This is a genomic window from Gemmatimonas sp. (assembly GCF_046594945.1).
In the GTDB taxonomy this organism is placed as follows: domain Bacteria; phylum Gemmatimonadota; class Gemmatimonadetes; order Gemmatimonadales; family Gemmatimonadaceae; genus Gemmatimonas.
The window spans coordinates 1-20,248 of the sequence record NZ_JBKJRB010000085.1 but is presented as its reverse complement, the minus strand read 5'-3'; the positions used below and the strand labels follow the sequence as shown (position 1 = coordinate 20,248).

Genomic DNA, 20,248 nt, shown 5'->3' with positions numbered 1-20,248 from the left:
GGGCTCGACTGTACGACGTCTGCCACGATTGCTGTGGTGGGCGTGCGACAACATACCCGGTGGCGTGCCGATCCGGGCCGTGCCGACAGACCACGATGTACTCTGCGAATCGTTACGCAGCGAGCACCGCTGTTACGCTGCTCGCCCCTTCGACTGTCACGCGCACCCCTTTTGCCACGCCAGTGGCCCTCGATTGTCAGAGTGCGGGCATCACAAAGCTGCTCTGATCGCTGAGCGGGCACAGCCGTTGCTACCTCCTCGCATCCGTCGGACATGCTGTCCGACCTTTGCCAGGTGGAGACATGATGCGCGTGATGCGGCGTACGCGGGACTGGACGAAGGAACGCGCCGTGATGGCGGTCGTTGGAGCCGCAATGTTGCTCGGCGCTCAGTCGGCCGCAGCGCAGTCCGGCGCGTGTCAGAGTTCCACGACCGCCGGCCGCATCGGCATCCAAATCGCGTTGAGCGCTCTCGCGACCGGTATGGAATACCAGTCGATGTCACGCGGGGCCGCGTGGCGCATGGCCGACGAGAGTGCCCCGATGGCGATCGTGGCCGATCCAAGCTCGCATTTGCACGCCCTCGGCTCGTACCATCTCGCCCGCACCGGGGTGCACGCCACGTGCGCGGATCGCGCCAGCCGAGTGAGCGCGGCGTGGAAGAGCGCCGGCGTGGCGCTCGCGATCGGTACCATGAAGGAAGTGGCCGACGGCTACTACAACGGGTTCAGCCCGATCGATCTCGGCGTCGACGCCGTTGGCGCCGGGTATGCCGTCGCCCAGGCGTATCTGCCCGTGCTCCAGAAGATCACACCATCGTTCTCGGTGTCCCCACGCGCCTTCCTCGGCTCCCGTGGCCCGCGCGGCGCCTTGGTGGACTATGCGCACCAGACTATCTGGCTCTCGGCCACCGTACACGACCTACTGCCCACCCACGCCGCGAAGGCCTGGCCGTCGCCGGTGCGCCTGTCCGTCGGACGTCGTGCCTTCGGCGGTGCCACGCCCAGCGAATACGTGGTCGGACTCGATCTCGACGCGGCGCGGTTGCCGGGCAATAACCCGACCTGGGTACACGTGAAGCGCATTCTGCACTCGGTGCGCCTGCCGGGACCGGCGCTGGTTATGCGCGACAACGGTACGAAGTCGTTCGGGCTGTACTGGTAACCGGCTCCCGAACCCGCAGCGCTACGCCGCGGCGCTATGCCGCAGCACTTCTCGTTTGCACGCACGACTGTACGACGCTGATCACGCGCTCCTGCTGCGCTTCGGTAAGCGAAGAGCCACTCGGCAAACACAATCCCTCCGCGAAGAGCGCGTCTGCAACGCCGCCGCCGAACACGCGGCATCCGGCGAATATCGGCTGCTGGTGCATCGGCTTCCACACCGGGCGCGCTTCGATCTGCTGTGCTTCGAGTGCCACGCGCACCGTTTCACAATTCGCGCCGAAACGCGCCGCGTCGATCGTGAGGGTGGTGAGCCAACGGGTGGATCGCATGCCGTCGCGACCGTAGCGAGCCTCCGGCATGAACGCGATTCCGGGCAGCGCGCCGAGTCGTGTCTGATAGCGTTCGGACACCGCTCGACGCGCAGCGACGCGTGCGTCGAGCTGCTCGAGTTGACCGCGTCCGATACCGGCCAGCACGTTGCTGAGCCGATAGTTGTAGCCTAGCTGCCGATGCTCGTAATGCGGCACCGGCTCGCGCGCCTGCGTGGCCAGCGCGCGGACCCGCTGCGCGACCTGAGCATGCGGCGTTACCAGCATGCCGCCGCCCGATGTGGTGATAATCTTGTTGCCGTTGAACGAGTAGAAGCCAACGTCGCCGAAAGTACCGGCGGCACGCCCGTCATACGTGGCGCCAAGCGCCTCGGCAGCGTCTTCGATCAGTAGAACGCCGAGCGTTTTGCAGGCGTACGCGATGGGCTCCACGTCCGCACACTGGCCGTAGAGGTGCACCAGCACCACAGCGCGTGGAAGCGCGTTGCGCCGAGCCGCGTCGTGCAACGCCTCCACGAACAACACCGGATCCATGTTCCATGATCCGAGGTCGGCATCGACGAACACCGGCGTCGCACCGACGTAGTGCAGCGGAAACACCGACGCCGCGAACGTGAGGGTGCTGACCCACACCTCGTCGCCCGCGCCGATGTCAAGGGCCGCGAGTGCGAGATGTAGCGCTGCCGTTCCTGAGCTCAGCGCGACTGCATGCGGTGCGCCGGTGTAGGCGCACAGCTCCTGCTCGAAGGCATCTACGTGTGGTCCGAGCGGCGCGATCCAGTTCGTCCGGAACGCCTCGAGCACCAGTTGCTCCTCACGCTGACCGAGATGCGGCGGTGAGAGATAGATCCGTTCATGCATGATCGTCACGATACCAGCCCGAGGGACGTTCCTTGATCGCTTTGGCCGGCACGCCGACCGCCGTGACATTAGCGGGTAGATCGCGGCTGACCACCGCGCCCGCACCCACGATACTCCATTCGCCGATCGACACGCCCTGAATCACTTTGCTGCCGGTACCGATGTCGGTTCCGTTCCCGATCGTGACGTTGCCGCTCACGTTCACGCTCGGCGCCAGCGTGGTGTACTCGCCAAGTACAGCATCATGCGTGATGGTGCAACACAGATTGACGGTCGAGAAGGCACCCACGTGAATATCCACGGTGATCACCGACGCGGCGCATACGATCGTGCCTTCCCCGAGCGATACCCGGCGCCCCATGATGACGGTTGGATGCACGAGTGTCGGGAATGACACGTGCGGTGCGCGGACACGCTCGACCAATATGCGTTTGAGGGCAGGGCTACCAACACCAAATGCGACGGCAATCGGCTGTGTGCGTGCGCGCACCCACGCACCGCCACCGATCACCGGCAGATCGCCGGAGGTGGTACCGTGGATCGAGTCGTCGTCGGAGATGTAGCCCAACACCGACCACGTCGGCTCGCGCTCGTTAAGATCGGCGAGGAGTTGCGCCACTTCGCGGCCCATGCCGCCGGCGCCATAGATCACGATATCGTTCATCCCACGCTCCCCTCAAAAACGGACATGGTGGCCTCCCCTTTCGCGCTGACGCCGGTTCGGCGAAGCACGATGGCGAGGGTGCGAACCAGTATCTGCAGGTCGAGCCGTAGCGATCGGTGTTCGACGTACCACACGTCGAGGCGGAATCGCTCGTCCCACGAGAGCGCGTTGCGCCCATGCACCTGCGCCCATCCGGTCACACCCGGGCGCACCTCATGACGACGGTTCTGCTCGGGTGTATAGCGATCGAGATACTCCATCAGGAGTGGACGTGGCCCGACCAGTGACATCTCGCCGCGCAGCACGTTCCACAGCTCCGGCAACTCATCGAGACTGGTGGAGCGCAGCAGTGTCCCGAACGGCGTGAGCCGGTCCGTATCGGGCAATGGACGTGCATCGCGTCCTATTGCATCACGCATCGTGCGGAATTTCACCATCGTGAACGATCGGCCGTGCAGGCCGGGGCGTTGCTGCCGGAAGAGCACGGGGCTCCCCAGGTTCACGCGCACGGCGATGGCGACAAGGAGCAGCAGCGGCGCGGCGACCAGCAGTGCCGCCGTCGCGACCGCGAGGTCGAGAGCTCGCTTGATTCGCATGCCGCGCATCATGCGGCCCCTCATGCCGCGCGTCCTCGATGCTTTCCGGCCCCTGCGACGTGAGCAACGCGAGCGCTCGCTCGCGGCTGATCGCCCGCCGGGGCGATTCCACGCAGTGCCGCGTCGTACAGTCGATCGTGCCGTGCGAGGAGATGAAACTGTGCCGCCTCGGCATCGATCCATTCAGCGGCCCGCTCGGCCCGTGCGCGCGCTGCGGTGGGTCGATCCAGGACGTCGTCGAGCGCCTCAGCGAGAGCGACCACGTTGGCCGTGCGATAGCCGGTGCCGCGTCCCTCCGCCACGAGGTCGCGCGAGCCACGGGCGTCCGAGGCGATGACAGGCACGCGCATGGCCATCGCCTCGAGCAGGCAGCGGGGCAGCCCCTCGCGCTGCGACGGCAGCAATAAGGCATCTGCGCACGCCACGATCGCCGCTACGTCACGACGGTGTCCCAGAAAGCGCACATGCTCCGACACCCCGTGGGCAACGGCGAGCGCCTCGATCGCGCCGCGACGCGGACCGTCACCCAGAAACAGCACCGTGGGCACCCGTGTCGCTCTGGCTGTGATGAGGGCGAGCGCCTCGATCACGTCCGCCTGCCGCTTATTGCGGTTGAACTCCGCCACCACGACAACCAATGGCTGCGCGTCCCTGAAGCCAAGCGCGTGACGCGTCGCAATCCGCTCGCTGGCGGAGGCCACACGATACTGCGCCGTGTCGACACCGATGCCGGGGTGATGCACCAACTGATTCTTCGAAGCAAGACGGTCTCGCGTGGCGAGCACGAAGTCGTCGACGTTGATGACCACGAGATAGTCGGTCCACGCGGAGGCCGCGCGTTCGATCGCGCGCAACAGAGCGTTACGCACGCGGCCAGCGCCGGGATAGGCGTGAAAGCCGTGCGCCGTGTAGATCACTTTCGTGGTTGGCACACGATGACGCAGCGCGAAGCGCGTAATCCACGCGGCGATCGGCGTATGCACATGAACGAGGTCGTACCCACCCTCGGCCACGATAGCGCGCACTCGCCGCGGAGCGCACCACAGGCCACGCAACGAGCGCCAAATATGCCGGATGCCGCCGAGGCGACGCTGCCACGAGGCGTCGAATCGATGATCGAAATGCGCCTCGAGCCCCGGGTGCACGGTGGCACCGGCGGCGAGCGCATCAACCCGCCAGCCGCGCGCACGGTAGTGATCGGCGAATGGCAGCAGAAACGCCTCCAACGTCGCGCTCACGGTGGTGACGACCAACAGCCGTGGTGCACGCATGGGCGCACTCGTCGCCGTGAGTCGTTGAGCCGTCGGAGCGGAGCGCGAGGCGGTGGCACCCCACAGGCGTTCATACGCCACGCGTTCAGCCGGCGCGGTGAAGTCCGCACGTATACGTGCGGCTGCCGCTTGTCCACGCCGCTCGCGCAGCGCACCATCACGTACGAGCCGCATCGTCGCCTCAGTCAGAGCCCCGACATCGCCCACCGGCGCGACAGCACCGCTCTGGCCGACGAGGTGCGCCGCGTCTCCCACGTCAGTGACCACGCAGGGCACGCCGCAGCCCATCGCTTCTGCCACCGCGTTGGGGCTCCCTTCGCTTCGCGAGGTGAGCATCACGATGTCGCAGGCATTGTAGATCTCGGGCATGTCGCGACGCTCACCGCACCGTACGAGGCGACCGGCCAGCGCCGGTACCTCGGCCACGCGTCGGGTGATAGCCGCATCCAGGGCCGTTGGTTGCGCGTTTGTACCAGCTTCGGTGCCCGCACCGACCAACACAAAGTGGACCGTCGCGTTGCGTGCAGCGAGATGCGCGGCCACGTCCAGAAACGTGTCATGATCCTTGAGCGGATCGACACGCGCCGCCATGCCGATCACGACCGCGTGGGCGGGAAGCCCCATCGCGAGGCGCGTCGCCACGCGACTGCCCGGTTGCGGACTGAAGCGCTCGGCATCAACCCCGTTGGGTATCACCACCGTCCGCGCCGACGCAAAGCCGTGCGCCTCATGCTGGCGCGCCGACCGCGACGAGTTGTACACGATGCACTTCGGGTGACCGGAAAATCGCGCCATCAGCCGAATGAGCCAACGGAGCTTCTTCGGCTCCGACGCCCACGCATCGAGGGCGTGCCGTACGTTCCACAGCACCGGCCACTGCTCGCGGCTCGTCATCGAAAGCAACGATGCCGCAACGTTGGCGTGATACATCCATCCTTGGATGATATCGGCCCGTGCCTCACGCGCCGCTGACTGCAGGGCGCGCAAAGCCTGCCATGACGCATGCCCGCGCATCAAGCCAAGTGCCCAGACACGCACACCAATCGCCTCCAGCGCGTCGGCGTGCTCTCCACGCGTGGTCAGCGACACCACCGCATGGCGCGACGGGTCGTTCGCGTTGCGAATGACACGGACGAGGCTCGCCTCAGCACCACCGGTTCCCAAACCGGTGATGATGTGCAGCACTCGCGGCGACGAAGCGGGCATCGACATTGGCGTGCTCAGGCCGCGCGCGACTGGTCGTCGGAACGGGCCTTGGACATCAGGCGCCACGGACGTCGCAAATCGCGAGCGGCCTCGGCGGCCAGCAACTCCATCTCGGCAGCCAGCGCGGGGTTCAGCAGGGCGAGACGCCGACGCCACTCACCCGCCAGCACCAACGCCAGCAGTGCAGTGGCCGACACGATAGCGGCGAAGAGCGCCTTGAGTACCAGACGACGGCTGTCCGGCAGTGCCGGCCGTACCGGTGCCTCGACGACCGTGATCACCGGTAGATTCCGACTCTCCTCGAGACGCGCCTGCTCGAGCCCCTGCGCAAGTCCGGACACCACCTGCTGCCGCAGGTTCACCTCTCGGCGTAACCTGTCCTCTTGTAGCACCAGTTGCGGAGCCCCGCTGAACACGCGATTGCTTCGCAAGAAGTTCTCGAGGCGGTCCTCGGCGACGCGCAACTCGTCGCGGGCCATGGAGAGGCGCGTGTCGGTAAACATCCGTTCCTGCGACGCCTGTGCCTGTTGCGCCAGCACGTTCAGGCGATTCAGCTCTTCCAGTGCGTGGGCGGCAACCTGGCGGGCCAGTTCAGGGTCGTCCAGCCGAACGGCGAGACGAACAAGCCCCGTTTTGATTCCGACGCCGGCGCTTACCATCGTGCGCAGCTGACGCAAAGCGAGCTCGCCGCGGCGCGCCGTATCGGCGACGCCAGGCACGAGATGGGCCGCCAGATCGAGCGGCTGGCCACCGACGCGTGTGTAACGGCCTGCCAGCAACCGTCGCATCATGCCGTCGCCACGTAGCACGTCGGCATAAAAGTCAGGCGATTGCCCTGATTGCGCGTTGGGCACATTTACGCCAAACTGCGCCGCTAGTCCCGCCAGGCGTGAGATCCCGCCGCCAGGCGACTGCGCCACGAAGGTCGCCTGAGAGACCCACTGACGATCAGCCAGCAGTCCAACGCCGACAACCGTGATGGCGACCAGCATGGGTAGGACGAGCAGGAGTCGGCGTCGGCGTAGAGCGAGCCGCAGGACGTCGAGCGCTGTCAGCGCAGCGAGCGACGACGATGGCAGCGCGCTGGCGGTGACCGTACTGGAGGAGAGTGGAGTCGGTGTCATACGGTGTTCACCCGAAACAGGGTCTGCAAGGCGGCCGCGGTGCGTGCTGCTGCGGCATCAAGACTGAAATTGGAGACGATATGCGCGCGCACGTCGTGCGTCAGCGTCGACGAAGCCCGCGCGAGAATTCGTACCAGTGCATCAGCGAAGGCGTCGACATCCCCAACGGGGGCGACCTCACCGAAAGCTCCGACGATATCCGCTGACGCACCGCTAGCCGTGACAACCGCCGGTACTCCACACGCCATCGCTTCAGCCACGACGTTGGGAAAGCCTTCACTGCGCGAGGAGAGCGCGAGCACGTCGAAGGCTGGGTAGACCGTGTGTGCTTCGGCGAGGCCGCCCACAAAGTGCACGCGTGATGCAATGCCGAGCATATCGGCCAAGCGTTCGAGTGTGGCCACTTTCGTAGGCTCAGGATGGCCGACGCACACAAGATGAAAGGCGCGAGTGTCGGCACTGGCACGCGAGCAAGCTCGCAGTAGCAGTTCGTGGTCCTTTACAGGGTGCAGTCGCCCAACGTGGCCCACGATGACGGCATCGGCTGGGAGTGACCATTTCCGCCGCCAGGAAGCGCGTAGTGATGCAGACGGCTCGAATCGCGCGACATCAATGCCGTTGTGTACCACCACGCCGGCCGGTGCATTCGGAGCAAGCGCCCGATAGCTGTCGAGCCCCGATCCGCTATTTGCGATGAGCAGATCGGCCCGCGGCGTGGCGTACTTGACGAGCGTCCGTACAACGCGCTCCTTGATCGAGGCGGGACGCGCATCGTAACCGCTCGTGCGCAGTCCGAGTACGACGCGAGGACGATAGGCTGCCCGCATGCTCGACACGGCTGTCAAGGCCAGCAACCACTGGACTTCTAGAAACGCGTACACCACTTGTGGCCGTGATGTCGCCAGGTATCGCGCGAGGGCGGGTACCGCCGACGCCGCAAGCCCGGCGACGCGGGGCAAGACGTGCATGGCAAGCCCGTGCGATTCCACTACCGAACGGAGCGGGCCATCAGCCAATGTCGCTAACGTCACGGTATGTCCATCGTGCTGCAGCGCGGCGGCGAGCGCGATTGCCTGCGTCTCGGCGCCACCGACGCCCAGTCCCCCCAGCAACATCGTCACGCGTAGCGGGCACGACGCGATCGATTCGCGGCGAGCTGCCGGATGACCAGTCAACGTAGCGCTCATCCGACGGACTCCGGATCGTTTGGGGCAAGCCGCGCCGTAACAAGCGCGAGGCCGATCAGAATGAACGAGTCGTCGGCGACGTTGTGCGAGAACAGGCCCCACAACGCGACCAAGGCCACGAACGCCTGCGATGCACCACGGTACAGGCGCGAAGCGTGGCGGAGGTGCCTCGGCCACGCCAGTAGCAGCAAAGCGGGCATGAGCAGCGCGCCGAGTACGCCATATTCGGCGAGGTGCCGCACATAGATGTTGTGCGTCGACTCGGGCTCGTTCCACTCCACAGTGGCGCCCGTGCCGTAGCCCGTGAGTGGACGCTCGCCGAAGAGATCGAGCGCGTGCATGGCTAGCTGTGAGCGCGAGGTGGCGCTGACGTCGGCAGAGAACTCTTCTCGTGACCCAATCCCGAGCCGCTGCTTGACGAAACGCTCCGCGCCGCCGTTGAGGTAGCTGAGCTCACCGCTCGCCATCATGGCACCCATCACCGAGGCGACCAGAAGGGTGCTACCGCCTGTGAGCAGCGATAGCCGCTTGACGCGAAGGTTTTTGGACAAGAGCAGCACGACGACGACGATGCCGAAGCAGAGCAGGGCACCGCGCGACAACGTCAGAAACACGCCGGCGCCGACGAGCAGCACGAAGAGCTCGCGCAGGCGCGATGGCACGATAGGAAATGCCAACAGCATTCCACTCGTGAGCGCCGCACCGGCGATATTTGGATTCACGTAGAAGCTCGCCGAACGACCCAGCGCCATACTGAACGTCATCGGGTGTGTGATCTCCCAGACGTTGATCGCGACCGTTACCAGCGTCGACACGGCAATGGCACGACGGGTGAGCGTCCGAGTTGATGCATCACACATCAGCACCAACAGACCGACCAACAGAATGGCCGACAGCGTGCGCGTCTGTGTCTCTTGAAGCGCGATCGCGCTACCGGAGGACCACAAAAAGGCGACCATGGCGAGTGCTGTGCTTGCTGCGCTCCACGCCTTCAGTTTCGCGCCGCCGAGGCGGGACGGCTCGAGCATCGCGGCGCCGCCGGCACATCCGAGGATGACCAGCATGAACGCCAGCGGCGGGAACGGGAGCACGCCGGTGTTGAACGCCCAGTCACTAAAACCTGAGAACAGCGCGGCTACGGCCACCAGTGCACCGGTACTGCGAGCCATGCCGGCCAACTTCGAGGGGCCGGTAAAGGCGTCCGTGGGAGCGATGGCAGCGATCATGTGGCTCGCGTCCGCGTTGTCGCGAAGACAACGTCCCACGCTTTCAGGATATGCGCCATCGCATACCGCTGGGTAGATTCGCGGGCAGACTCACCCAGCCGACTTCGGTACGCCGCATCGTCCAGCGTACGAGTCAGAGCCTCTGCAAGTGCAACCGCATCGTCCACTGGCACCAGGAGTCCCAGTGAATCGTCGGCCAGCAGCTCCGACGGACCCGAATCGCAGTCGGTCGCCACACAGGCACATCCGCAGGCCATCGCCTCGAGCAGCACATTGGGGAATCCTTCGTAGCGCGAGGTCAGCACGAACACGGCCGACTCGGCGAGCACCTCGTCGACCGCATTCGTGCGACCCGGAAGGGAGACGACATCTTCGAGACCGAGGGCGCTTCGCTGCGCCTCGAGCGCGGATCGTAGGGGTCCTTCGCCGCAGATCACGAGCCGCCAGGCCGGGTGCGTGACGCGCACGAGCGCGAAGGCGCGAAGCAGTGTGTCAAAGCCCTTGAGCGGAATCAGCCGGCCCACGGCTGCGATCCTCGCGGCGCGATCACCGGCGGACACTGCCGGCGGAGCGACTTCGCGCAACGGATTCCCGATCACGTGCACGCGAGCCGGCGACACGTGTGCCTCGGCCCACGGGCGTACACGCTCGGTTTGCACAACCAGTCCGGTCGCCCATCGATACGCCACGCGTCGTAGCATCGACCAAGCCGTATCTACTCCGTTCCGTCGGGGATCGGTACGCTCCGAGATCACGACCGGAATGTCGAGTCCGCGCACAGCGAGGAGCGTACTGATATTCGTACGGTCCATGAAACTCAGGATCACGTCGGGCGATGTGCTGCGCAGCGCGCGACGCAACGTTCCGAGGCGAAGCGCGTTCGCGCGAATCGCTCCGAACGGCGTCTTGCTCGGTCCTGCGATGTCGAGCGCGATGCGTGTTACGCCAGCTGGCAACGGGTAGAAATCGTGCCGACCGTCGTCAAAGGTGAGCAACGTGACGTGGTCACCACGTGCGGCCCATTCCGCGCACAGCGAAAGCATGACGCGTTCTGCACCACCGGATCCCAGGGAAGCGATCACGCAGCTGATGCGCATGATGCCTCCGGAGCCTGAGGGATCCCGCGAAAGGAAACGTTCGACGATGCGGCGAGCGACTCGGCCTCCGCCAGGCGAAGTCGGCGACGCGCCACCACGGCTAGATACGCGCATGACACGGCGTATACGGCGGCGGTAGAAAGCGCGATGCCAGCCACGCCAAACCGACGCATGAACACGATGTTCAAGCCGATGTTGACGACCAGGTTGATGGCTGATCCGATCGTCAACAGGCGATTGGCCTGCAATGCCGAGATCATTCGCACGTACAGAATGCCGAGCAAGTGCCCCGGCACCTGCAACAGATAGGCCGCCTGCACCCGCGACACGGTCGCAGTCTCCGCTGCGGAGAACGCACCACGTTCGAACAGAAGCTGCACTATCGGCGCCGAGAAAGACACCAACACGACGGTGATCGGAATCGTGGTGCCGAGCAGCAACCACCGGAGCCGACGTTCGAGCTCGCGGAGCGCCGCCCACTCGGCGCGCGCCACCAGCGTCGAGAGATGCGGCAACAGCGTCGTACTGAGCGCCATCGCGCCCACGGTCATAAGTACGGAGCTGACCTTCGTGCCGTAGCCAAGTGCTGACACGCTGCCCACCGGCAACCACGCAGCCATCGTCTGATCCACGAGCGTAGTGGCGCTCATCAGCATGGCGCCGGCAACTGCTGGGAGATACTGAACGCGCACGCGTGCCAGCGCGGCCGTGAGGGTGGCGCGGTCCGCGTCGGGAATGTGATCCATCGAGACGCCGCGGATCGACAATCCGCGTGACCGCAGCGCCCAGGCAAGCCAGATCGCTTGCGCAAGCGTACCGGCCAGCAGACCGATCACCATCGTCCACACCGTCGGGGTGGGCGCGACGGCGATACCGACGGCGATACCAAGGGGCTGCGCAATGGGCGCGAATGCGCTGGCCGTGAAGGCCCCCTCGGCCGCCAGCAAGCCGCTCCACGCTGCACAGACGCCTTGGAGAAGCGTAAACGGAGCCAATGCGAGCGCGAGCATCGGGAGCGCCGCGCGCGTGCTGGCGTCGAGTTGCGAGCCGGGAAGCCAACCGAGCGACAGCGACGCGAGGCCAGCTACTACCGAGAGCGCGACGAGCCAGCGATAGCTCTGTCGCAGTACCGCGCCTGCAAGCCAGGAGGCGGATAGCGCGCCGCGGTGCTCACGTTGTGCGATGTACGCGGGCGTCAGTGCCGCAGGCAGCGTCCCTGCCGCGACACTGATCAGGAACGTGGGGACCACGAGCGCCAGCAGGAACGCGTCGAGGGACGCTCCATTACCGAATTGTGCCGCAACCAGACTGTCCTTCAATAGCGCAGTCAGTTTGACCACGGCCGTGAGTCCGCCGATAGCGAAGGCGGCGCGAAGCAAACCGCGCATCAGCTGCGCCTCCACGCTTGAAACATCAGCAGATACCACAGCGATGGCGCCCAGTTGCGATCGCCACTTAGGTGCTCTTTCCACGTTTGCAGTACTGGCTCCGTACGGAAGATCCCGTCTCGGCGCAGCGCTTCCGGCGAGAGCAGCTCGCTGGCCCAGTCGCGCAGAGGACCACGAAGCCAATCGGCGATCGGCACGCCAAAGCCCTGCTTCGGCCGGTCAATGAGAGTGCGTGGCACGTAGCGATCGAGCACGCGCCGTACGATCCACTTGCCTTGGCCGTCGCGCTGCCAGCAGTTCTGCGGCAGCTGCCACGCGAATTCCGCGACACGGTGGTCAAGCAGTGGCGCGCGCGTCTCGAGCCCCGCCGCCATTGCTGCGCGGTCTACCTTCACGAGAATATCGTCCGGCAGGTAGCTGACCTGATCGCGAAACATCATGTCGGCCAGTAGTCCGCCGCGCCCGGGCGTGAACGGCTCGCGGATCGCGGTATCGCGCTCGACGACGCCAGGCATCAGATCCTGCGGCTGTCGCCATGCCGAGACCAGATCACAGTAGAAGTCTGGGAAGCTGCGTGTATCGATCAGCGTGGCCAGCTTGTGCACCCGATCGCCAGTCACACCGCGAGACATGAGCCCCAGTGGCCCCAGCGCGTGATTCCACGTCCGGACACCGATCGACGTGACCATCGCGCTCGTCGCCCGGCGCATCGAGTACGGTAGGCGCGTCAGTCGAGGCCAGGAGCGCATGGCCAATGGGTAGCGTGAGTAGCCGCCGAAGAGCTCGTCGCCTCCATCACCGCTTAACGCCACCGTGACGTGTTCGCGCGCGAGCTGTGATACGAGCACGGTTGGAATCTGCGAGGAGTCGGCGAATGGCTCGTTGTAGATGGAGGGCAGTCGCGGGATGACGTCGAGCGCATCCTGCGCCGTCACGAACATCGTGGTGTGCTCAGTGCCGATATGTCGCGCCACCGCCGCCGCATGCGGGGCCTCATCGAAGGCCGACTCGCGAAATCCAATCGTGAACGTGCGCACTGGCCTCGCGCTCTGCGCCTGCATCAGCGCCACGATCAGCGATGAATCGATGCCGCCTGACAGGAAGGCGCCGAGCGGCACGTCGGCGACCATTTGATCGGCAACGGCTCCGCGCAGCAACGTGTCCAGTCGCTCGATACGATCGTCGTCGGTGCCGGTAGCTGTCGTGGCTAGGCCGGTCACGGCAGTGTCACGCACGCTCCAATAGCGGGTGAACTGTGCCTGATTGACGTCGGGCGTCGAGAATGTGGCAATCGTTCCGGGCTCGAGCTTCACCACGTCGCGCAACATCGACATCGGGGCCGGCACGTATCCGTGCCGCAAATAGGCCGCGAGTGCCGCCGGCTCGATCTCGCTCGAAACTCCAGGCAGTGTCCGTAGCGCGGAAAGCTCCGACGCGAAGGCCAGTCCGCCGTCGCGACGGCCGAGGTACAGCGGCTTTTCGCCGAACCGGTCACGCCCGAGCGCAAGGCGTCTCGTGTGACGATCCCAGAGCGCGATCGCGAACATGCCCACGCATTGACCGAGCGCGGCCTCGAAGCCGTCGCGCTCGATGAGTGCCAGCAGCACTTCGGTGTCGGAGTGGCTACGAAACTCGACTCCCTGCGAGTGAAGTGTCTCGCGAAGCGCCCGATAGTTGTAGATCTCGCCGTTGAACACGAGCCAGAAGCGCCCCGATGCCGACTCCATCGGCTGTTGGCCGAGCGGGCTCAGGTCGACAATGGCCAGACGTCGATGACCGAGCGCGATGCCGTGGCACGCGTCGATCCAGGCACCGGACGCATCAGGCCCGCGATGCACGAGCGCATCGGTCATGCGCGTGAGCGCAGCTCTCGCTACGTCCGCGTCGCACGCTCCCGTCCAGAATCCGGCAATACCGCACATGGCAGTTCAGTCGCTCGGTCGAACTAGTACCTAGGTGACGGAAGAACCTGCCGTGTGATGGGCAGTTCCTTCCGTTTATCGTGGCCGACATCGGCTACGCTGCGGGGCGTCCGTGACAAGATGATGTTCTGAAACGCTTGTCACGTCGAGACTTGCATCGAATCTTCGAGGCCAGGCGCTCGCCCGCCCTACCAGAATCGCGCTCGGCCTCAGGCTGTAGAAAGGCACGGGCTGTGCCAATGCGGCCGCGACGCCGCCGGAACGCAGAACGCCCGGCCGAAGGGCCGGGCGTTCTGCAAATGACGATGCCTACTTGGCTGCCTACGGCCGGCCGATGCTCGTGTACGTGAAGCCCTGCGCTCGCACATCTTCGCCCCGGTACACGTTGCGCAGATCCACCAGCACCTTCTGCGTCATCGAGGCGCCTAGACGATCGAGATCGAGTGCGCGGAACTCGTTCCATTCGGTAATGATCACGAGCACGTCGGCACCGACCGCGACGTCGTAGGCATCGGCACACCAGTGCACGCCCGGCAGCAAGGTTCCCGCTTCGTGCATGGCGGCCGGATCATAGGCTCGCACCGCGGCGCCCGCATCCTGGAGCGCCGGCACGATCGCCAGACTCGGCGCTTCACGCATGTCGTCCGTGTTGGGCTTGAACGCCACGCCAAGCACGCCCACGGTTTTGCCGCGCACCGAGCCGCCGCACGCCGCGATCACGCGCGACGCCATCGCGCCCTTGCGGGTGTCATTCACCTGCACTACGGTCTCCACCAGACGCGCCGGCGAGCCGTACTCCTGCGCCGTGCGCACCAGCGCGACGGTGTCCTTCGGGAAGCACGAGCCGCCGTAGCCCGGACCCGCGTGCAGAAACTTCTTGCCGATGCGCCCGTCGAGGCCCATGCCGCGCGCCACATCCTGCACGTTCGCGCCCACCTTCTCACACAGATCCGCCATCTCGTTGATGAACGTGATCTTAGTGGCGAGAAACGCGTTGGCCGCGTACTTCGTGAGCTCCGCCGTCTCCAGCGTCGTCATCACGACCGGCGTCTCCATGAGATAGAGCGGACGATACAACGCCTGCATGACCGCGCGCGCGCGATCCGTTTCGGCGCCGATCACGACACGATCGGGACGCATGAAGTCGCCGATCGCCGAGCCTTCCCGCAGGAACTCGGGATTCGACGCGACGTCGAAGTCGGCGGTCGGATTGGCGCCGCGAATGAGCTCCGCCACCCGGCGACCGGTACCGACCGGTACCGTGCTCTTGGTGACGACCACCGTGTATCCGTGCAGTGACTTGGCGATCTCGATCGCCGCCGCCTCCACAAAGCGCAGATCGGCATGCCCGTCGCCGCGGCGCGACGGCGTGCCGACCGCGATGAAGACGGCATCCGCTTCCGCCACGGCCTTGGCGAGGTCGGTGGTAAACGCCAAGCGCCCGTTCTTGATGCCCTTGGCCACCAGCGCGTCGAGACCCGGTTCGTAAATTGGGATCTCTCCCTTCAGCAGGCGTTCGATCTTCGCGGCGTCGACGTCGACACAGGTCACGGCAGGGCCAAACTCCGCGAAACAGGCACCGGACACGAGGCCGACGTAGCCCGTGCCGATCATGGCGATCTTCATGAGGCGTCAGTCTCCAATCTGAAAGTACTCGCGGTACCAGGCGACGAAGTTCGCCACGCCGGTTTCGATCGGCGTTTTCGGCGCGAAGCCGACGTCACGCACGAGCGCGTCCACATTGGCATAGGTGGCCGGCACATCGCCCGCCTGCAGCGGCAGCAGGCGCTTCTCCGCCACGCGGCCCAGCGACTTCTCGATGGTCTCGATGAGATACATCAATTCCACCGGATTGTTGTTGCCGATGTTGTAGAGCCGGTACGGCGCCTTACTGGTGGCCGCATCGGGCGCGTCGGAATTCCAGTCCGGATTCGGTTCGGCCGTGTGATCGCTGGTGCGGATCACGCCTTCCACGATGTCGTCGATGTAGGTGAAATCACGCTGCATCTTGCCGTGATTGAACACGTCGATCGGCTTGCCTTCAAGAATGGCCTTCGTGAACAGGAACATCGCCATGTCGGGACGGCCCCACGGTCCGTACACGGTAAAGAAACGCAGTCCGGTGGTCGGCAGTCCATACAGATGGCTGTACGTGTGCGCCATCAGTTCGTTGGCCTTCTTCGTGGCCGCATACAACGAGACGGGATGGTCGACGTTTTGGTGCACCGAGAAGGGCATCGCCGTGTTGGCGCCGTACACGCTCGACGACGACGCATACGTGAGATGCTGCACGCCGTGGTGCCGGCAGCCCTCGAGGATGTTGATGAAGCCGACGAGATTGCTCTCGATATAGGCGTGTGGATTCGTGATCGAGTATCGCACCCCGGCCTGCGCGGCCAAGTTGATCACGCGATCGAACCGCTCTTCGCGGAAGAGACGCTCCACGCCATCGCGGTCGGCCAGTTGCATGCGGAACAGGCGGAATCCCGGCTTGCTGGCGAGGCGCGCGAGTCGCGCCTCCTTCAGCGTGGGATCGTAGTAGTCGTTGACGTTGTCGAGGCCCACCACTTCGTCACCGCGAGCCAGCAGCCGTTCGCTGGTATGATAGCCGATGAAGCCCGCGGCTCCGGTCACCAGAATTTTTGCCATGCGCTGATCGCCATTCAGGAAAAAAGGTCGTCCGACGTGTCCGCTGCCGACGAGTGAGCGGGGCGCGGCGCCACGGGTGGCCGTTGCAACAGCAGGACCGCCCCCATAATGGCGACGCCGCCTATCAAGGTACCGGTGCCGACCGACTGCCGCAGCACCACCACCCCCAGCAGGGTCGTCCAAAAGGGCTCCACGGTGGACGTGATCGCCGTGCGGACCGCGCCGAGTACGCGCAGCCCCGCCAGGAAGGCCAGAAACGACACCGCGGTCAGCACACCCTGGAGAGCACTCGCCCCGAACGCCGCGGCATCGGGAATTCGGAACAGCGTGCCGGTACTGGCGGCCCACGCCACGAACAACACCGCGCCGCCCACGGAGATCGCCTGGGACACGTCGATCGCATCGCGCTCGCGCTGAAGCGCGCCGAGCACGGGGATGTACAACGCGTACACCAGCGCCGCCGTGAGTACCGCCGCGACGCCCAGTGGGTTGAGCGACGCAGCACTCGGCGCGCCCACCATGAAGCCAATGCCGCCCAGCGCAAGCACCAGGGCCGTTACCCGCGTGCGATCGAGGCGTTCGCTGCCGCGAATCGCGGTGATCACCGCCACCCATGCCGGAAACGTGTAAAACAGGAACGATGCCGTCGCCGCCGGGATCCACCGCAGACTCCCCAACGCCAGCGTGGCCACCGCGGCCTGAGGGGCCCCCGCTAACAGCAGAATGCGCGGTGTCCACCAAGGGGCTGCACCGCGGCGTCGCCCCGTGCCGCGCCACCAACCGAGGGCCACCAGCAGCACCGCACTGGTCGTGTACCGCCAGGCTTGCACCGACTCGAGCGCCATGTCGCGACCAGTCGCGATCACGGTGAGCGGCGATAAGCTACCGAAGCAGCAGGCGCTCAGCACAATCAACAACGTCGCCCGCAGCAGTTGCGCGGACGACGGCCCCGTCTGCCCGGACCTCACAACAGCGTGCCGCGGAGAAGCAGATAGGCGATGCCGAAGTAGATGCTGATGCCGGAAACGTCCACCAGCGTGGCCACAAACGGTGCCGACGCGCTGGCCGGGTCGAAACCGAGACGCTTCAGGAGGAACGGCAGCATGGAACCGGTGATCGACCCGAAGGTCACGATGCCCACCAGCGAGAGGCCCACGGTTGATGCGATGAGTGTTGAGTGGACCCCGTAGTCATAGAGCCCCAGGGCATGCCACACCCAAATCCGTACGAAGGCCAGCGATCCGAGGAGCAAGCCGAGAATGAAACCGGCGGGGATCTCGCGCAGCACCACACGCCACCAATCCCCGATCGTGACCTCACCCAACGCCATCGCGCGGATGATCAGCGACGTGGCCTGCGAGCCGGAATTGCCGCCGGAGCTCATGACCAGCGGAATGAACTGCGACAACAGCAGGACACGACCGATCTCGCCCTCGTAACGTGCCATCACCGACGCCGTGAGCATTTCGCTCACGGCGAGCACGGCGAGCCAGCCACCGCGCTTGCGCACGTTCTGCCACAGTCCGATCTGCATGTAGGGCTCTTCGAGCGCTTCCATACCACCGAATTTCTGCGCGTCTTCCGTACCCTCTTCCTGAATGACGTCGATGACGTCGTCGACCGTAACCACGCCCAGCAGCCGCTTCTCCGAATCCACGACCGGCAGCGCCACTAAGTCGTAATTCGAGGTGATCTGTGAGACCTCTTCCTGCGGCATGTCGGGCGCAACGCTGACAACCTCGCTCCACGCGAGCTCACTGAGCGGGGTGCCGTCGGGTGACGCCAGCAGTTCGCGCAGCGACAATACGCCGCGCAGACGACCGTTCCCGTCGATCGTGTAGACCGTGTACATGGCCTCGCGACGCCCGGCCCGCGACATGGCCCGTACTGCCACGAGGGCTTCCTCGGCGGTCAGATTCTCGTCGACCGACACGAACTCGGTAGTCATCAGACCGCCGGCCGTATGCGGGTCGTACTCCAGCAGGCGCTCGGTCTCGGCCTTCTCCGCCGGTTCGAACTCGGCGAGAATATCGTCCGCCGTCTCTTCGTCGAGCTCCTCGAGCGCGTCGGCGCGCTCGTCGGGCGTCATCTCGGACATGAGCGAGGCCGCTTCGACGGCCGTCAGCTCTTCGAGCACCATGGTCCGCAGCTGCTCGTCGAGATACTCGAGCACCTCGCCCGCCCGCTCCTTCGGCAGTGCCGAGAGGAATGCGCGCACCATCTCCTCCGGCAGCGCCTCGGCGATATCCGCGAGGTCGGCCGGGTGCATTTCCTCCGTCTGCGGTCCGATGCTCTCCGGGTGCTCCTCGAGCAACTCGAGAAGATCCGGCACGATCAGCGCCGCGAGCGGCCGGTCTTTATTAGCGTGAGGTGGCATCGGCGAAGGGCGGCGGTCAGGCGGTCAAGTTAGTCGTGCACACCGAGCGAGAGTAGTCACCAATGCGGCCGGGCGGTGTCGCGCGACGGCTCGTTACAGAACCGGCAGGACCCTCGCCTCGACGCGGAGACTCCGGACCGACACCCCCGCAGCATCGAGCGCCGTGTCCAGGGCCGCGCGATCCAGCTCGCCTTCGACCTCGAGAACGGCGCCCTGCATGGTGACTTCGGCGCGTAGCACCCCGGGAACGGCCCCCAGCGCCGTCCACACCGCGCGCACGGCGTGCACCGCCACCAGGCCGTCGAGCTGCACGTGGATCCTTTGACGTGGCATCTTTCAATCTCCACGATCGGCCCCGTTACCTCAACCGGCCAATCGACGGCGCTCTGCCCCTTCACCCGTCTTTCCATGCCTCGCGTCGCCTTTCTCGGACTTGGCGCCATCGGCGCTCCGATGGCCCGTCACCTCGCGCGTCCCGAATTCGATCTGGCCGTGTGGAATCGCACCCGGCCTAAGGCCGAGGCGATGGCGAAAGAGCTCGGGGTGCGTCACGCCCTCACGCCGGCCGCCGCCGCACGCGAATGCGATGTCATCCTCACCTGTCTCCCGGTGTCGCGCAATGTGGAAGCGCTGCTCGATGGCCCCGAGGGCTTGCTGGCCACGATGCGGTCAGGCGCCGTGCTCGTCGACTGCACGTCGGGCGACGCGGCGACCTCTCGCCGAATGGCGGCGCGCCTCGCCGAACGCGGCATTGGGTTTCTCGATGCGCCGGTGTCGGGCGGCGTGACCGGGGCCGTGCAGGGTGCGCTGACGGTCATGGTGGGCGGCGATGCCGCCACACTGGAGCGCGTGCAGCCGGTGCTGGCCTGCTTCGGTAAGCGCATCGTGCATTGCGGTGCGGTTGGCGCCGGTGATGCGCTCAAGGCGGTGAACAACGCGATGCTCGCGATGCACATCTGGGGCACCGCTGAGGGGCTGGTCGCCCTCGAGAAGGCCGGCGTGAAGGCGGAGGTCGCGCTCGATGTGATCAACACCTCGAGCGGCCGCTCCAACAGCAGCATGAATCTCTTCCCGGAGCGCGTGCTCACGCGTGCCTTCCCGCGCACGTTCCGGTTGGCGCTGCTCGACAAAGACGTCGGCATCGCCGCCGACCTCGCGCGCGAACACCAGGTGCCGTCGCCGCTGC

17 protein-coding genes are annotated in these 20,248 nt (G+C 65.7%); 2 read left to right on the top strand and 15 right to left on the bottom strand.

Annotated features, from left to right (window positions below; genetic code table 11):
- Positions 1–302 precede the first annotated feature (302 nt).
- Positions 303–1,163, top strand: coding sequence for a hypothetical protein (locus ACLL97_RS10355; protein WP_411280392.1), 861 nt, complete (start codon positions 303–305; stop codon positions 1,161–1,163).
- 34 nt (positions 1,164–1,197) lie between these two features.
- Here the strand turns inward: ACLL97_RS10355 and ACLL97_RS10350 are convergent, their stop codons facing one another.
- The 15 genes from ACLL97_RS10350 to ACLL97_RS10280 form a co-directional block, all read right to left on the bottom strand.
- The gene (locus tag ACLL97_RS10350; RefSeq protein ID WP_411280411.1) at positions 1,198–2,355 is read right to left on the bottom strand and encodes a DegT/DnrJ/EryC1/StrS family aminotransferase; all 1,158 of its coding nucleotides are present in this window, start codon (positions 2,353–2,355) and stop codon (positions 1,198–1,200) included.
- Complete coding sequence (locus tag ACLL97_RS10345; protein WP_411280391.1) at positions 2,348–3,019, bottom strand: acetyltransferase; 672 nt, start codon at positions 3,017–3,019, stop codon at positions 2,348–2,350. Before ACLL97_RS10345 ends, ACLL97_RS10350 begins: the two co-directional genes overlap by 8 nt.
- Positions 3,016–3,639 carry a sugar transferase gene (locus ACLL97_RS10340; protein ID WP_411280390.1) on the bottom strand — a complete coding sequence of 208 codons (624 nt, stop codon included), beginning with the start codon at positions 3,637–3,639 and terminating at the stop codon, positions 3,016–3,018. The genes ACLL97_RS10345 and ACLL97_RS10340 overlap by 4 nt, the downstream gene beginning before the upstream one ends.
- Positions 3,636–6,098: a glycosyltransferase gene (locus ACLL97_RS10335; protein ID WP_411280389.1), complete on the bottom strand. Its 2,463-nt coding sequence runs from the start codon at positions 6,096–6,098 to the stop codon at positions 3,636–3,638. The genes ACLL97_RS10340 and ACLL97_RS10335 overlap by 4 nt, the downstream gene beginning before the upstream one ends.
- An 8-nt stretch (positions 6,099–6,106) precedes the next feature.
- On the bottom strand, positions 6,107–7,216 hold the full coding sequence (locus ACLL97_RS10330) for a hypothetical protein (protein WP_411280388.1): 1,110 nt from the start codon (positions 7,214–7,216) through the stop codon (positions 6,107–6,109).
- On the bottom strand, positions 7,213–8,403 hold the full coding sequence (locus tag ACLL97_RS10325) for a glycosyltransferase (RefSeq protein WP_411280387.1): 1,191 nt from the start codon (positions 8,401–8,403) through the stop codon (positions 7,213–7,215). Before ACLL97_RS10325 ends, ACLL97_RS10330 begins: the two co-directional genes overlap by 4 nt.
- Complete coding sequence (locus ACLL97_RS10320) at positions 8,400–9,629, bottom strand: O-antigen ligase family protein (protein WP_411280386.1); 1,230 nt, start codon at positions 9,627–9,629, stop codon at positions 8,400–8,402. Before ACLL97_RS10320 ends, ACLL97_RS10325 begins: the two co-directional genes overlap by 4 nt.
- The gene (locus ACLL97_RS10315; RefSeq protein ID WP_411280385.1) at positions 9,626–10,711 is read right to left on the bottom strand and encodes a glycosyltransferase family 4 protein; all 1,086 of its coding nucleotides are present in this window, start codon (positions 10,709–10,711) and stop codon (positions 9,626–9,628) included. Before ACLL97_RS10315 ends, ACLL97_RS10320 begins: the two co-directional genes overlap by 4 nt.
- Entirely contained in the window at positions 10,708–12,114 is a 1,407-nt protein-coding gene (gene murJ, locus ACLL97_RS10310; protein WP_411280384.1) for a murein biosynthesis integral membrane protein MurJ, read from the bottom strand. The genes ACLL97_RS10315 and murJ overlap by 4 nt, the downstream gene beginning before the upstream one ends.
- Entirely contained in the window at positions 12,114–14,036 is a 1,923-nt protein-coding gene (asnB, locus tag ACLL97_RS10305) for an asparagine synthase (glutamine-hydrolyzing) (RefSeq protein WP_411280383.1), read from the bottom strand. The genes murJ and asnB overlap by 1 nt, the downstream gene beginning before the upstream one ends.
- A 321-nt stretch (positions 14,037–14,357) precedes the next feature.
- Entirely contained in the window at positions 14,358–15,662 is a 1,305-nt protein-coding gene (locus ACLL97_RS10300) for a UDP-glucose dehydrogenase family protein (protein WP_411280382.1), read from the bottom strand.
- A gap of 6 nt (positions 15,663–15,668) precedes the next feature.
- On the bottom strand, positions 15,669–16,685 hold the full coding sequence (locus ACLL97_RS10295) for an NAD-dependent epimerase (protein ID WP_411280381.1): 1,017 nt from the start codon (positions 16,683–16,685) through the stop codon (positions 15,669–15,671).
- A gap of 14 nt (positions 16,686–16,699) precedes the next feature.
- A complete protein-coding gene (locus tag ACLL97_RS10290; protein WP_411280380.1) occupies positions 16,700–17,653 on the bottom strand; it encodes a DMT family transporter in 954 nt (317 codons plus the stop codon).
- A complete protein-coding gene (gene mgtE / locus ACLL97_RS10285; protein ID WP_411280379.1) occupies positions 17,650–19,062 on the bottom strand; it encodes a magnesium transporter in 1,413 nt (470 codons plus the stop codon). Before mgtE ends, ACLL97_RS10290 begins: the two co-directional genes overlap by 4 nt.
- A 93-nt stretch (positions 19,063–19,155) precedes the next feature.
- Positions 19,156–19,395, bottom strand: coding sequence for a heavy metal-binding protein (locus tag ACLL97_RS10280; RefSeq protein WP_411280378.1), 240 nt, complete (start codon positions 19,393–19,395; stop codon positions 19,156–19,158).
- Between the two features lie 75 nt (positions 19,396–19,470).
- Here ACLL97_RS10280 and ACLL97_RS10275 point away from each other — a divergent pair.
- Positions 19,471–20,248 (top strand): NAD(P)-dependent oxidoreductase (locus ACLL97_RS10275; RefSeq protein ID WP_411280377.1); only part of this gene is annotated, 778 nt, incomplete at its 3' end.

Bases quoted from the DNA above. Each gene is read 5' to 3' on its own strand.
- ACLL97_RS10335 (WP_411280389.1), bottom strand. From the start codon at position 6,098: ATGTCGATGCCCGCTTCGTCGCCGCGAGTGCTGCACATCATCACCGGT.
- ACLL97_RS10330 (WP_411280388.1), bottom strand. From the start codon at position 7,216: ATGACACCGACTCCACTCTCCTCCAGTACGGTCACCGCCAGCGCGCTG.
- ACLL97_RS10345 (WP_411280391.1), bottom strand. From the start codon at position 3,019: ATGAACGATATCGTGATCTATGGCGCCGGCGGCATGGGCCGCGAAGTG.
- mgtE (WP_411280379.1), bottom strand. From the start codon at position 19,062: ATGCCACCTCACGCTAATAAAGACCGGCCGCTCGCGGCGCTGATCGTG.
- ACLL97_RS10325 (WP_411280387.1), bottom strand. From the start codon at position 8,403: ATGAGCGCTACGTTGACTGGTCATCCGGCAGCTCGCCGCGAATCGATC.
- ACLL97_RS10320 (WP_411280386.1), bottom strand. From the start codon at position 9,629: ATGATCGCTGCCATCGCTCCCACGGACGCCTTTACCGGCCCCTCGAAG.
- asnB (WP_411280383.1), bottom strand. From the start codon at position 14,036: ATGTGCGGTATTGCCGGATTCTGGACGGGAGCGTGCGACGCGGACGTA.
- ACLL97_RS10280 (WP_411280378.1), bottom strand. From the start codon at position 19,395: ATGCCACGTCAAAGGATCCACGTGCAGCTCGACGGCCTGGTGGCGGTG.
- ACLL97_RS10340 (WP_411280390.1), bottom strand. From the start codon at position 3,639: ATGAGGGGCCGCATGATGCGCGGCATGCGAATCAAGCGAGCTCTCGAC.
- ACLL97_RS10355 (WP_411280392.1), top strand. From the start codon at position 303: ATGATGCGCGTGATGCGGCGTACGCGGGACTGGACGAAGGAACGCGCC.
- murJ (WP_411280384.1), bottom strand. From the start codon at position 12,114: ATGCGCGGTTTGCTTCGCGCCGCCTTCGCTATCGGCGGACTCACGGCC.
- ACLL97_RS10295 (WP_411280381.1), bottom strand. From the start codon at position 16,685: ATGGCAAAAATTCTGGTGACCGGAGCCGCGGGCTTCATCGGCTATCAT.
- ACLL97_RS10300 (WP_411280382.1), bottom strand. From the start codon at position 15,662: ATGAAGATCGCCATGATCGGCACGGGCTACGTCGGCCTCGTGTCCGGT.
- ACLL97_RS10350 (WP_411280411.1), bottom strand. From the start codon at position 2,355: ATGCATGAACGGATCTATCTCTCACCGCCGCATCTCGGTCAGCGTGAG.